The sequence below is a fragment of the Idiomarina rhizosphaerae genome, assembly GCF_024159085.1.
GTDB classification, from domain to species: Bacteria; Pseudomonadota; Gammaproteobacteria; order Enterobacterales; family Alteromonadaceae; genus Idiomarina; species Idiomarina rhizosphaerae.
Map to the genome: position 1 here is coordinate 174,373 of NZ_JAMZDE010000006.1, position 13,228 is coordinate 187,600.

Here is a 13,228-nt window from a genome sequence, read left to right on the forward strand (position 1 = left end):
TAAAACCAGATAGCTTATTATTAAAAACTTACCCGCTAGTATAACAGCATGTCATTAAATTTAATCCTGTACGGCAAGTATTTAATTTTGACGGAATAGAACAACTAATAAATCAGCCATAATTAAATATAAAGCTGTACAAAAAGAAATGAATGTGGTTAATTAATCGACAAGAGCAATAAAGGAAGCACGCAAATGTGGCAATACAATAAACGCTCCTTGTTGAACGTACTGTTTATTATAAGTTTAAGTTTGAGCTTCGGAATTCCGAGAGCTTTCGCTCAAACCACTTCAGCTGAAGAATACGATATCGTGTTACTCGGTGGTCGCGTCATTGATCCCGAAACTGGATTGGACGATATTCGCAACATAGGCATTAACGACAGCAAAATTGCCATAGTTACGGACGACTCTATTACTGGCGAACAGAAGGTAGATGCCAAGGGGTTAGTGATAAGCCCCGGCTTTATTGATATGCATGCCCACGGACAAACCATTCTATCCGGTCGGGTACAGGCCTTTGATGGTGTCACTACCGCACTTGAGCTGGAATCAGGCACTTTTCCTGTGGACGAATTCTACGAAATACGCGCGCAAGAGGGCCGCCCCATTAACTATGGCGCTTCGGTCAACTGGCTCAGCGCCCGCATTGCTACCCTACTGAATGTTGAACCCTCTAGTGAGGCCAGCTGGTTTTCAGAAATGATGAACCGTAAGGGTTGGCAAAATTCAATTGCCACCCGTGAGCAGCTCAGTGAAATTGAACGCCATGTGAGCGAAGGTTTAGACGCCGGAGGCCTGGGTGTGGGATTTCTGACTGGCTATGCGCCGGGCTCTGGACAAAAAGAATACTACCACGTGAGCAAGCTTGCCGCAGAGCGCGGAGCTCCAACGTTTACCCATGCACGTTACTTATCAATGGCCGAGCCGCAGAGTTCATTTGAAGCCATTCAGGAAATTATTAGCGTAGCCGCCAGTACAGGTGTCCACGCACACATTGTCCATTTAAACTCTATTAGCCTGAAAGATATTAAACTCATAGCAGACATGATCAGCACGGCACAGGAAGCTGGGGTAAAACTTTCCACTGAAGCCTACCCTTACGGTGCTGGTGCCACCTCCATTGGTGCGGAAATGTTCCGTGGAAAAGGTTGGCGTGAACGTATTGGCAATATCAGCGCAGAGAATTTTGCCGTTGACGGCAAGCGCCTTTCCGAAGTTGAGTTTGCTCAGTTACAGGAAGAAGCACCAGGCACCGATATTATTATTCACTTTCTTGAAACCGAAAACCTTGCTGAGCGGGCTTTTATCGATCATGCGCTGCTCATGCCAGACGGTGTCATCGCCTCTGATGGCGGTGACTGGCTGAATGATGGCGAGCCGGTTGATGAACTCACTTGGCCACTGCCAAATTCGGCCTGGTCACACCCTCGCAGTGCCGGCACATTTACGCGCTTCATTAGCCAATACGCCGTGCAGCGAGAACAGCTACCACTAAGCGATGCTATCGCAAAAGTCAGTCTTCTACCGGCGCAGCTACTGGAAGACTACGTGCCCTCCATGAAGCATAAGGGCCGAATCCAAGTCGGCAGTGATGCCGATTTAGCGGTGTTTTCACTCACAGAACTGGCGGATGCCGCCACTTACGCCAATCCAGCTCAATTGTCTCGTGGCATGAAGTACCTGTTGGTAAACGGCCAATTTCTTATTCACGACGGTGTGTTAAACACCGACGTTTTACCAGGCAAAGCAATACGTAATAACTGATAAGTAACACCCAAAAATAATAAAAAATTAAAATAATAAAGACAGAACAACCAAGGAGAAAGTTATGCAGGTTCATCAAAAAATAAGCAGCGGTGCGCAGTTTTTTGCACTGTGCAGCTTGTTACTGATTACCTTGTTATTCAGTATTCTGACAAGTGCTCAGGCAAGCGCACAAGAGCAGCTAGAGAACATCGATACATATATAGACGGTACAATTGAAGCCCAAATGATTCTGGAGGACATCCCGGCTGTCACCGTATCCGTGGTGAAAGACGGCGAGCTTTTATTCTCCAAAGGCTACGGCTTGGCGGATATTGAAGAGCAGGAACCGGTGAGTGCAGAGACCTCTCTCTTTCGCATTGGCTCTACCTCTAAGCTATTTACCTGGACCGCCGTCATGCAGTTGCATGAAAAAGGTCAGCTTGATCTGGATGCCGACGTTAACCAGTATCTGGATTTCGAAATTCCGGCTACCTACGAGCAACCTATTACCCTGCGCCATATTCTATCGCACACCGCTGGTTTCGAAGATGGTGGTTTAGGCTATTTAATTCACTATTTCCCGGACAAAGGTCCTGAATTAGCCGACGCAATGAAAATGTACATCCCAACCCGCGTCAACCCACCGGGTGAAGTATCATCTTATTCCAACTACGCGACCGCGCTGGCTGGTCTGATAGTACAGAACGTATCCGGCACACAATTTAATCAGTACGTTGAAGAAAATATTTTTGCACCACTGAATATGAAATACGCGAGCTTCAATGAGCCTCTGTCCGACAGCATGAACGAGCATATGGTCAAAGGCTACACCCGTGAGATGGGTAAGTTTGCGGAGCAACCATTTGAAATGATCAACGCCTTTGGGCCAGCCGGCGGGGCTTCCGCAAGTGCCGATGCTATGGCCAAATTCATGATCGCCCATCTGAACAATGGTGAGTTCAACGGCAACCGGATCCTCCAGAAAGAAACCGCAGAGCAAATGCATTCGCTCTTATTTACCGCGGATGAACGCTTCTCGGGCGGCATGGCACACGGCTTTTACGTCAGCGACTATAACGGTCATCGCGTTATTGGCCACGGTGGCGATACCATGCAATTCCACACCGACTTAGCCATAGATAAAGACCAGAATCTCGGTATCTTCGTCTCTTATATGTCGACTGTGAGTAATGCCGCACGCAATAATTTTGTAAAACAAATTTATGATCATTACTTCCCGCAACCACTTAAGCAGCTAAAACCTCCGAGCGACTTCGCCGAGCGTGCTGACAAGTATGCTGGCTCTTATACCTTCTGGCGCCGTAATATTAGCTCCATTGAAAAGGCCTTAGGCATTATGGGTGGCACTATTGATGTTGTTCCAACCGAAGATAATACCCTGATGGTCACGGGTCTTTATCATCCGCGCCAGTTTGTTGAAGTGGACGATAACTTATTCCGTCAGGTTGACGGTGACGAGCAGATAACCTTTGTGTCCCGCAGCGGCGATGGCATTGATACACTGTATTTCGAAAGCTTCCCGTTTATGGGCATGGAGCGTACCCCAACCTTTGAAACCGGGTTATTCAAGCTGCTATTACCAACCTTCATTTTACTGCTGTTCTTACAGGTTGTGATTAGCTGGTTCTACAAGCGCAAACACTACAAAACCCTGCCTTCGGCAAACCGTTCGCTGGTGTATAGCGCACTATGGATGAGTCTGTCTCATTTAGTCGCTGTTATCTTGTTGGTTGGCATTGTGCTGGGCTATCAGGATGCTCTGTATAGCGGTATTCCGTTCATACTAAAAGCGGCCCTAGTACTGCCTATTATCGCCGTGCTGCTGACGCTGTTTAGCATTTACACCTACGTTAAGCGCATTAAAACAGGTGAAGCCTCTACGCTAAGCCACATTTACTACAGCGTCGTCATATTAGCCGGAGTTTATATGGCGGTGTACTACTATTACTGGAACATCCTGGGCTGGAACTACTACTAAAAGCTCTTAGTGTGACTTACACAGCCCTCCACCGGAGGGCTTTTTTGTGTTAACTCTTTATCAAACACTCTCTTCAGTTCTGAGCGTCAGTACCTCGTAACCATCTGAAGTAACGGCCACTGTATGTTCCCACTGAGCAGATAATTTCTTGTCGCTGGTAACAACCGTCCATCCATCTTTCTTAACTTTAATCTTGGCTTTACCCTGGTTAATCATGGGCTCTATTGTAAACACCATTCCTTCTTTCAGAACCAAACCCTTCCCCGGCTGGCCGTAGTGCAAAACTTGCGGTTCTTCATGCATTTCCCGGCCTATACCGTGACCGCAATACTCGCGCACAACAGAATAGCCATTCTTCTGGGCATAGCTCTGAATAGCATGACCAACATCGCCCAGTGTCGCGCCAGGCTTTACCTTCCGTATTCCCTGCCACATTGCCTCATAGGTTTTATCAACTAAGCGTTTGGCCAGTGGACTGACATTGCCAACCATATACATTTTGCTGGAGTCGGCAATGAATCCATCCTTTTCCAGGGTAATATCAACGTTGATGATGTCTCCGGATTTTAGCTTTTGCGTGGTCGAAGGCACACCGTGGCACACAACCTGGTTGACCGAGCTATTAAGAACATACTGGTACCCATACTGACCTTTACTCGCTGGACGAGCGTTCAACTGATCTATGATGTACCTCTCCGCCAGATCGTTGATGTCCATGGTTGAGATACCGATTTCAATGAAGTCATCCAGGTAGTCAAAAACCATTGCAAGAAGACGGCCTGACTCCCGCATAACATTTAATTCGTCAGTACTTTTCAGCTTTACACTAGCCACCGACAGCCTTCCTTATGTCCACGTCGGCCAACTTCATCTGGTCACGCAAGATATCCGAAAAAGACATGCTGGGGTTCGCTTCGGCTAGCATACCTACTTTTATCCAGTACTCGGCCTGAGCATTAATAGAGCGAACCATAACTGAACTCGCCTTGCGAATTTCCCCATGCAGTTCGTCATCAATTTTGACAATTCCCATAGCAGCCTCTGAATATATAGAGTGTATATGAATCATATATTCAAAATGGGAGTCTTACAATATTAGCGCTTATTATGCCTTCTCAGCGGCTGCATAGATCCACGTTTCCTTGCCCGACTTTAACTTCGCAGCTATGCGAACGTAATCAACCACTTCGTAGTCATCCGCTTGCGCTAACTCTGCATCCGTAACCTCAAATACTGTACCCTCAATTTCGTCTTGCCGGGAACCAGTAAAACGTAAAATCGGATGAATTGATTTACCGCTTTCACGAAGCACGCGCTCATCAGTAATTGTAATTTCGCCGACAACGTAGCACTGCAGAACATCTTTGCTGCCTGCCAATTCTCGACCAAAATTAGCAATCTGTACTTCTTTTTGCTGAAGTGTCCCATACGAAAACAATAGTGGCATCGTTACTCCAATATTTGGGTTGCATTAAAGGTATAACGCCCCGGCATAAGCGGAACTGAGTTAAACGCCTTGGTTATACGCTGCCTTCACGTTCTACCACCAGAATTCGAGCCTGGCCTTTGGGGTGAGCAACATGCTCGGTACCAATTGAAGCAAAGAAAATGTCTCCGGCGTTTAGTGTTGCCGATTTCACTTCGTTGTTTTCTTTGTACAACATTTCTACAGTGCCATCCATTACAGCAAAAACCTCTTCGCCGTCATTTACGTGCCACTTATAAGGTTGATCTGTCCAGTGCAACCGAGTGGTAACGCCGTTCATGTTGGCAATATCCTTTGCACCCCATGCCTTATCTGCTGTGAATTGCTTACTTCTAATGACTTCCAATTTATTATCCTCCTTACTACTACTTTTAAAAACGCATCGGCGAAGTGGAAACGAAAATAAACGTCGCCTTAACTGGCTAAATTATAAGGAATGTCGCTCCCACTGGCCTCTGTTTATCTTATACAAAACATGATCGCAAAGCGGGTGAGAAGGTTCTAAGTCTGGGTGCTTAAAATTACAGGCATAAGACATTCCAATTTTTTTCATTACGGCTTGAGAACGTATGTTGTGCGCTGTTGTAAAAGAGACCACCTCTTCTAAACCCAAGTGAGTAAAAGCATAGCGCAGTGACGCTTTAGCAGCCTCGGTTGCGTAACCCATGCCCCAATATGGTTTCGCCAGGCGCCAGCCAACTTCAACACATGGTGAGAATGGCATATTTTCTTTGGGGGTGTGCAGCCCGACAAACCCTATAAATTTACTCTGACCAGGGTGCTCTATCTGCTGCGGCCTGCGCCATAGCGCAAACCGTCAACTAACAGGTCCAACATGCGATGAGTGTGGGCAATGCCGTCATCCCCTTTGGCCACAGAAAGGTTGCCAATACCCCGCAGCAGATCGTAGGCCTCGACATCCCCGCGGATGTCGCCTGCCGCCACCGACGCCTCAAGCAGTGAAACCAAAGCAGGCTCAAACCGGGAGCGGAAGTATTCGGGCAATTCATTAAACGCAGGGTCGCCGGAGTGCAGCGCCGCAGCCAGCCCTTTCTTGGTGGCAAGAAAGTCGGTGTAATGCCTCAGCCAAAGCGTAAGGGCAACGTCTGGCGGGTGTTGCGTCGACAGCACTTCCGCCTGAGCGGCACAGCCGTCCACCTCTCGGCGAAACACTCCAGCCACCAGGTCGGAACGCTTAGGGAAGCGCCGATACAGCGTACCAACTCCAACCCCCGCCTTAGCGGCGATATCCCTGACAGGAGCATCCACCCCCACTGTAGTAAACACCTCTTTCGCCGCTTCAAGTACGGCATCCTCATTGCGCACGGCATCCGCGCGCAATGATCGTTTCGGTGACTGTTCCCCTACATTTTTTTGTTTAGGCCCCCCAGACACGTACTTCTCCTCTTTCAAAAGCCACAATACACCATTGAACCACTTGACAAACGGATCATTGATCCGAATAATATTATCAAGCGGAACGCCGATCCATATATAAACGGTGGGACGCTCCGTTTCTACTATAGGCGAATATTGCCCCTCACCCAATACTTTGGAGTTTCGACATGAACAATCTTATTAATGCCTCCCGTCATATCCCCATTGATACTGCACGCTCGATTCTCTCTGTCAGTCCAATCACGCTGACCACACCGCAACGGAAGCAGCCGCTCGAATTACGTATTACGGCACCAGTCACCGGCAACAAACTGCCAGTGATTTTATTGTCCCACGGTCATGGCCCTTCACTGTACCTTCCGTCGAAAGATGGCTACGGTCCGCTGGCTAACTTCTATGCGGAACAAGGGTTTGTCGTCATTCAACCAACCCATGCCAATTCCAAAGTCGCAGGCTTTGCTTCAGACGCACCGGGCGCGCCGCTATTCTGGCGAACACGGGTTGAGGAAATGCAGCTCATTCTGGATCGGATGAATGACATCGAAGACCAGGCACCTGCCATTGCTGGCCGTCTTGATCACAACAGAATCGCCGCAGTCGGCCACTCAGCAGGCGCTCACACTGTCGGTATGCTGCTGGGAGCCCGGCTCACAGACCCAAAAGACACGTCCGCGACAGACGTCGATTTACTTGATCCACGCATCAAAGCAGGGGTTCTACTCGCGGCTCCTGGAAATGGAGGTGACGACTTGAGTGAGTATGCCCGTGAGCATTTCTCAGAATTGAACCCAGATTTTACTTACATGACCACCCCCACGCTGGTGGTTTTTGGAGACGCCGATGTGAGTCCCCATTTGACCTCCCGGGGTGCTGACTGGCACGCAGACCCTTACCACTTCAGTCCAGGCAGCGACTACTTGCTAACGCTCTTCGGAGCCAAACATGGGCTGGGCGGCATCGCTGGTTATGATGCCAAAGAAACGGACGATGAAGACCCGGATCGATTAGCGGTCACCCAACGCATGACCTCCGCCTATCTGTATTCAGCCCTTTATGAAGGAGACACCCGGTGGACCGCAGCATGTAACGCCCTGAAAGCCCATGCTCATCAATGGGGTCAGGTAGACTCTAAATAATCTATCGCTTTAAACTAAATGCTTATCTCTTTTACTATTGCCCACAAGGATAAGACTATGCTGGCAATAAAGCCAAGGGCCACGAGCCCTAATAAGGTGTAGAACCCGAATCGAAAAGCGTTCAAAATGCATTCGTAAACTACGGACAGCGGTGGCTTTGCTTTTAATAGAAGGCTTCCTGTCCGAGAATTCGCGCTGAAATAGGCTGTGTAAATTGAATACAATACACCCACCGCCATCCCAACATAGGTGACTGAGAAATATGCTTCAAGAAAATGTATCCAGCCCACTTTTTATCCTATATACATGTAACGCCACGAACGCCGGCGATAAAAATTATGCTAAACCGCAACTCTAGCCCTATGTGTCCAATGAGATATTGTCCCATTCTTTCTCTGCATCGCAGATCCACTCAAGAGCCTTCCTCCGCTCCATAACGATATCCAAGTCAACAAGCGCTGATTTCTCACCCTCAAGATTTCGTTGCCGTGCAAACCAGTGTGCACGGTAGAGCATATCCAGATTGGAAAAGAGCTCTTTTTTGGATCTCAGGTGATATGAAGCAATAAAACTGTGAGCCGCTTCCTTTTCTGCAAAGTTTGGAAGCATTGATGCCAGGCTATCTTCAACACCTGTGCTCAACGAAAATGAATCGTGCTTCTGGCCAGCCCAGGCAAAAGCCCAAATGGCTTCTATAGTCCAGTACAGATCAGTCTTCTGCTGATCATTTAAGCTTTCATACCCGGAGTCAAGAATCTCTTTTTCTTTGGGCGACAAAGCTTCTAATAAATCGTTTTCATCCAAGTATTCTTTGATGAAGGTTTCAGGTGCTTTGAAATGCAATTGAAGTAAAGCGCCCATCGCAATCCACCGTTTGGCAACAACATCTTCAGTTCTGTTCTCAGAATCATCCAGAGCGGGTAGGTGGTCGATGACTTCAATACCAGCCCTGCGTAGAGCCGCAGTATTCTCAGACTTTATTTTGTGTAGGCTAAATTCCAAATTGGACATTATAGTTCTCCAACGCATCAGTCAGCCCATTCTAATCGACCTTCGAAATGAATTCACGAACCTCGTCAGAACTTAATGGCCTCACTAGACGAGCCACTTCATTGCCATTGTGCAAGAGTATCAGAGTCGGCCAAAGCTTTACCTTGAACGCACGCCCCAGTGGTTTGCCCTTGCCGTCGTATATTTTAATATGACGTAGCCCTGAATGTTCAGTTACTGCTTCTTTTATCGCAGAACTTGCCGCCTGACAGTGCCCACACCAGGGCGCGCCAAACTCAAGTACAACGTCACCGGATAACTCGCCAGTTTGTTCAAAGGTAAACGCTTCTTCTGCGTAATCGGAGTTAGAGCCAATATCATCGGTTTTCATTCCACCTACTCCTGAATAGAATTTACAAGAATGCCCAATAAAGCTATCGCTGTGTTTGGCTTTGTTAAGTAATTACAGCTGCCTAGTAACAGGTACCTTAGTCTTTATTTAGCATTTTCGATGCGTCTTAACATAATACTTCCCATGAGCGTTGGGATCTTTGACTGCCGGGAAACCAGCATTTCCTCGTAGCCCCCAACCGCCTCCATGCCATGCACCGCCGACCAAAAAACACCCTCCCCATCATCTTCCTTATTACGCTCAAATACAGCGAATATGGCAGGGTAGAATTTCTGTGGTTCACCCGACGCGAAAACTCGCTCAAGTAAGCCTTCAAAAGCCAGCCAATTACCATCTACTGGCTCAAAATTCTCTATTTTTTCTATGAGTTCAGAAGTTTTCATATTCACTTAATCCCTGCAGCAAGCGCACTGCATTTTGGCGTTGGTTTGCCTGCGAATTTTATATGCAATTTGCAACATGCACTTTGAGCTCCTTTTCAGACCAGTTCTCCAGTTCAAGAACTGCAGCGTAGGGGTCTCCAGAAATTCCCATAACCTGACAAATAGCAGGTTCTGTTTTGAGACCGCTCTCTTTAAGCTGCCGTATCCTGTCGATGAACTCATTGCCCCCGATTTTTACAAGGCGTTTCATTACCTGATAGTGGCGATATGCAGCCTGCAACTCCACTGGCGTTTTCGACGCATAGACTTCAATTAAAAATTGGTTACAGTGAAACTGACCTAAAGCGTGATCTTTGCGTGGGCGCATGCTGTAAGCTTCATAGCCAGAATAAGCCGATTCAAATGCCTCGATAAACGCTTCCTGTTCCTGGTACGTACAAACGATATCAATGTCGCTTTCCTTCGTATCCAGAGAAACAAATATCGTACTAACGACTTCCGGCGAGTATGCGTTGAGCTTAATCAGAATTCCCGATTCTTCTATCGCTTTGTTGGCACCGGCCATTTTGCTATTCATTCCAACCTATTATTATCTTTTTTTGATTTAAACACATAGAACCTAAATACTAGAGCCTGAAGCGTAGCTGCCACACCAAAAACGATACATCCCAATTACCCATTAACGCTGACTCCTGGTGAAATAAACGCCCACAGCATGGTTATGTGATATTTCACAGTAGCCCTTTGTTTTTCTTAAATCGCCTAACCTTACTACGCATGTTTTTCATTGGTGATGATGTATTGAACTGAATCATGCGGCCCAACGTCCATTTATCGTACCAAGTAGTTTCGTAGAGAGCATAGTTACTTAAGCTTGAAATCAGCGAAAGCAGTTCATTAACTGTCGATTCAAGCTCCTTTAGCAGGGCTTCATATTTCCAATCAGCATATTGTTCATGGAAATGCTCTGCAAGCAAACCCAACTGATTCCATTTAAAACCGGCTTCTGGAAATTCAACTGGCAGCCCTTGAGCCTTCAACCTATGCCATTTCAATACCAACTTACCCCAACCAATAAGGTAAGCAACCGTGTCACAGACGCTTACTTGCGTGCCTTTTATGTTCCCCTCAACATTACGCTCTCGTGTCAATTCGACAGGTATTGTCAGATAGTCTGCCATGAGCTTGTCAAATATTGAGTTGATAGCAAGTTCCAACTCTTCTTTTGATTGTGGAACAGATGAAAACGGCTTGTTATGTGTTTTTCTCATAACCAGAACCTTGCACAAAAAATTTGAACGCTAAAAGTGGTGGCAACAAAATGGCTGCCCAAATAGTTGATAGAAACAAGATAGCCATGAGGATGGATATACCACCTCCCTCCAGCTCAAAATTAATGGTGTATGCTGTGATCACAGATAAAACCACGCATAAAAAAGTCATTTTAATAGGTGGAAAGTAATACTTCTCAGGAAGCCATTTAGCTGATAGTGACCAAACCAGCAAACATGGCCCAGCCGAAAGACATGCCAGTAAAACTATAAAGCCTATGAATATGATTATTTCCAACTACAGAATTCTCCCTGAAAAATAACGCCGCCACACACGCGAGCAACCTGTTGCGAGTCGAGCGTCGCAGGCGCGTCATATTGGCGTTTGTTAGAGCTCATACGTTTCAGAGACCCACATGAAAAACCTACAGGTTTATCGTTCTGATATATGGCTATGCAGGTATACCCTTCGCAATAAGGTGATACTCATCGCCTCCATAGCTTATTTTTTTAGATGTTTTTAATCACATATTCATGAAAACCTTCCGTTTCAGGTGGATCAACTTTCATGATATGCACATTAATTAATCTCGCAAAAAACCTATCCCAAAATTTTAATGCCTCGCGGTCTTTTTCATAAACGGCTACATGCCATTGCATTGAATCATCTAACATTAACTCACTAACAACGTGCATAGCGATGCCTTGCGAACGGTACTTGGGTAGGATAAAAATATCTGACAGCTCTGGCATTTCACGATCTAATATCTCAGTTGGCTCCACAGTTACAAAGCCAGCTATATGATCATCAACAAGAATCATGTAAGCATCGCAATCTTCTTCACCAGCAGCGATATCACTAAGGTATTCTTCATCAATATCAAACCTACCTGAACTATCAAGATCTTCTTTATCAAAAGCACTTTGATGGTATTGATAGAATTGCCACAGCATAGAAAATGCAGCTAAATCAGTTTTCGTTAATTTACGCAGTGCGATGTTCATTCTAACGCCTTCATTAAGCCGCTCCGCGCAGCGGCCAGTAAAAAACTTAGATGCCAGCACGCTTTATGTTTTGAGAAGGCTCAATATCCAACTTACGGTTTTCTTATGTATCTGACATTAAACGAGTTAATTAGCCGATACAACAATAAATGAGCAATAATACTGATAAAAATGAGCGTTAGGTTAAACTAGAACTAAAGGTAAAATCGTTTATCAAAAAGCCCTATGCGAGACACACCATGAACTCAACTAAAATTAATTACATTGAACTTCCGGCGCGGAGCCTTGAAGCAACCAAGCGCTTTTTCCAACAGGCTTTTGGCTGGGAGTTTGTAGACTATGGTCCGGAATACGCGGCTATTCAAAACGCCGGAATTGACGGCGGCTTTTACCAATCCGACTTAGTTGCTCAAACGTCGAGCGGCAGTGCGCTGGTGGTGTTATACAGCAAAGACCTTGAGCAAAGCCTGAAAAGTGTCGAGGACGCGGGCGGTAAAATCCTCAAGCCTATATTTGATTTTCCCGGTGGTCGACGTTTTCAATTCACCTGCCCTAGCGGGAATGAGTACGCAGTATGGTCGGAATAACAGTTGATGAACTTATTGAATACGGAAATCTGGTTGTAGATTCTGCCAATGAGTTCACACTATCTTTTTATGGGCCTCAGCCATACAGCCATAATTTTTAGTCCTCTAAATGCTTATTCTTATTTGACCAAAAATCATCAGCCGGGCGGGAAGGTTCAACGGTTTGACTGCTCTCTGCCTGATCCGGATCAGTAATCGATAATTCAAGCCTTAAACCAGCCAGGATACGCAGTAAAGTCGAGACTTTAAGATCCTGACCAGACTCAACTCGTTGATATTGTTGCTGCGACATACCAATAAGCATCCGCATATCTTTTTGAGATAAGTTCTGCTTTTTTCGCTCTGCAATCAATCGTTCTGCAATGTCTTCTATCTTTTTCATAAAACAACTTATAAATTGTACTTTAATTCAATATACAACATTTAAATTGTAAATCAAAATAGAAACTACTTTTAAGTTGTTATTCTAAAAAGATCGACAAGCCAGACGACGCTGGCATCGGCTATTTCATAGAAATTGACGCTACATAGCTTTTTACGTAAGTTACTTACAACTAAACCGAAGTAATCAAAAACAAGGAAGAAAGCATGTCTAAGTTTACGGAATACAAAGTCATTCATATTGCGGAAGGTGGCTGTGGTACTTTGCTTCTGGGCTCAAGTGGTCTGCCGTTAAAGAAAATTGAATCCACTTTGAACCAGGAAGCTGCCGACGGCTGGCAAATGGTGTTTCAGGTACTGGAGCAAAAACGCTTTTGGCTGTTCTGGACACGTGAAGCGGCCATTGTCACTCTGGGTCGATAAAACCGAGC

At 46.0% G+C, this 13,228-nt stretch carries 18 protein-coding genes; 5 read left to right on the forward strand and 13 right to left on the reverse strand.

The window, feature by feature from the left end:
- Positions 1-195 precede the first annotated feature (195 nt).
- Both NJR55_RS06510 and NJR55_RS06515 read left to right on the forward strand, forming a co-directional pair.
- Positions 196-1,767: an amidohydrolase family protein gene (locus NJR55_RS06510; protein WP_253618886.1), complete on the forward strand. Its 1,572-nt coding sequence runs from the start codon at positions 196-198 to the stop codon at positions 1,765-1,767.
- Positions 1,768-1,831: 64 nt separating this feature from the next.
- Positions 1,832-3,748: a serine hydrolase domain-containing protein gene (locus tag NJR55_RS06515; protein WP_253618888.1), complete on the forward strand. Its 1,917-nt coding sequence runs from the start codon at positions 1,832-1,834 to the stop codon at positions 3,746-3,748.
- 60 nt (positions 3,749-3,808) lie between these two features.
- Here the strand turns inward: NJR55_RS06515 and map are convergent, their stop codons facing one another.
- The 6 genes from map to NJR55_RS06545 form a co-directional block, all read right to left on the reverse strand.
- Positions 3,809-4,582 (reverse strand): type I methionyl aminopeptidase, encoded by a 774-nt coding sequence (gene map, locus NJR55_RS06520; protein WP_253618890.1) that lies wholly within the window; start codon positions 4,580-4,582, stop codon positions 3,809-3,811.
- The gene (locus NJR55_RS06525) at positions 4,575-4,781 is read right to left on the reverse strand and encodes a ParD-like family protein (protein ID WP_253618892.1); all 207 of its coding nucleotides are present in this window, start codon (positions 4,779-4,781) and stop codon (positions 4,575-4,577) included. The genes map and NJR55_RS06525 overlap by 8 nt, the downstream gene beginning before the upstream one ends.
- Before the next feature lie 72 nt (positions 4,782-4,853).
- Complete coding sequence (locus NJR55_RS06530) at positions 4,854-5,195, reverse strand: gamma-glutamylcyclotransferase family protein (protein ID WP_253618893.1); 342 nt, start codon at positions 5,193-5,195, stop codon at positions 4,854-4,856.
- Between the two features lie 73 nt (positions 5,196-5,268).
- Positions 5,269-5,580, reverse strand: coding sequence for a cupin domain-containing protein (locus tag NJR55_RS06535; RefSeq protein WP_034822333.1), 312 nt, complete (start codon positions 5,578-5,580; stop codon positions 5,269-5,271).
- Between the two features lie 81 nt (positions 5,581-5,661).
- Entirely contained in the window at positions 5,662-6,021 is a 360-nt protein-coding gene (locus NJR55_RS06540) for a GNAT family N-acetyltransferase (RefSeq protein ID WP_338034530.1), read from the reverse strand.
- Entirely contained in the window at positions 6,018-6,782 is a 765-nt protein-coding gene (locus NJR55_RS06545) for a TetR/AcrR family transcriptional regulator (RefSeq protein WP_253618897.1), read from the reverse strand. The genes NJR55_RS06540 and NJR55_RS06545 overlap by 4 nt, the downstream gene beginning before the upstream one ends.
- Before the next feature lie 17 nt (positions 6,783-6,799).
- Between NJR55_RS06545 and NJR55_RS06550 the strand changes: the two genes are divergently transcribed.
- Positions 6,800-7,768, forward strand: coding sequence for an alpha/beta hydrolase family protein (locus tag NJR55_RS06550; protein ID WP_253618899.1), 969 nt, complete (start codon positions 6,800-6,802; stop codon positions 7,766-7,768).
- 360 nt (positions 7,769-8,128) lie between these two features.
- On the opposite strand, the gene NJR55_RS06555 is transcribed toward NJR55_RS06550, so the two are convergent.
- From NJR55_RS06555 to NJR55_RS06580, 6 genes are all read right to left on the reverse strand, one after another.
- A complete protein-coding gene (locus tag NJR55_RS06555) occupies positions 8,129-8,779 on the reverse strand; it encodes a DUF4272 domain-containing protein (RefSeq protein WP_253618901.1) in 651 nt (216 codons plus the stop codon).
- Positions 8,780-8,810: 31 nt separating this feature from the next.
- On the reverse strand, positions 8,811-9,149 hold the full coding sequence (locus NJR55_RS06560; protein WP_253618903.1) for a thioredoxin family protein: 339 nt from the start codon (positions 9,147-9,149) through the stop codon (positions 8,811-8,813).
- A gap of 104 nt (positions 9,150-9,253) precedes the next feature.
- Positions 9,254-9,553 carry a hypothetical protein gene (locus tag NJR55_RS06565; RefSeq protein WP_253618905.1) on the reverse strand — a complete coding sequence of 100 codons (300 nt, stop codon included), beginning with the start codon at positions 9,551-9,553 and terminating at the stop codon, positions 9,254-9,256.
- Between the two features lie 58 nt (positions 9,554-9,611).
- Positions 9,612-10,130: a DUF4269 domain-containing protein gene (locus NJR55_RS06570; RefSeq protein WP_253618907.1), complete on the reverse strand. Its 519-nt coding sequence runs from the start codon at positions 10,128-10,130 to the stop codon at positions 9,612-9,614.
- A 154-nt stretch (positions 10,131-10,284) separates the two neighbouring features.
- Complete coding sequence (locus tag NJR55_RS06575) at positions 10,285-10,824, reverse strand: ClbS/DfsB family four-helix bundle protein (RefSeq protein ID WP_253618909.1); 540 nt, start codon at positions 10,822-10,824, stop codon at positions 10,285-10,287.
- Positions 10,825-11,334: 510 nt separating this feature from the next.
- A complete protein-coding gene (locus NJR55_RS06580; RefSeq protein WP_253618911.1) occupies positions 11,335-11,829 on the reverse strand; it encodes a GNAT family N-acetyltransferase in 495 nt (164 codons plus the stop codon).
- 239 nt (positions 11,830-12,068) lie between these two features.
- Between NJR55_RS06580 and NJR55_RS06585 the strand changes: the two genes are divergently transcribed.
- Positions 12,069-12,416 carry a VOC family protein gene (locus NJR55_RS06585; protein ID WP_253618913.1) on the forward strand — a complete coding sequence of 116 codons (348 nt, stop codon included), beginning with the start codon at positions 12,069-12,071 and terminating at the stop codon, positions 12,414-12,416.
- Between the two features lie 97 nt (positions 12,417-12,513).
- Here NJR55_RS06585 and NJR55_RS06590 read toward each other — a convergent pair whose 3' ends face one another.
- Positions 12,514-12,798 (reverse strand): helix-turn-helix domain-containing protein, encoded by a 285-nt coding sequence (locus NJR55_RS06590; RefSeq protein WP_253618915.1) that lies wholly within the window; start codon positions 12,796-12,798, stop codon positions 12,514-12,516.
- A gap of 206 nt (positions 12,799-13,004) precedes the next feature.
- Between NJR55_RS06590 and NJR55_RS06595 the strand changes: the two genes are divergently transcribed.
- Positions 13,005-13,220 carry a DUF4177 domain-containing protein gene (locus NJR55_RS06595; RefSeq protein WP_011235308.1) on the forward strand — a complete coding sequence of 72 codons (216 nt, stop codon included), beginning with the start codon at positions 13,005-13,007 and terminating at the stop codon, positions 13,218-13,220.
- Positions 13,221-13,228 lie beyond the last annotated feature (8 nt).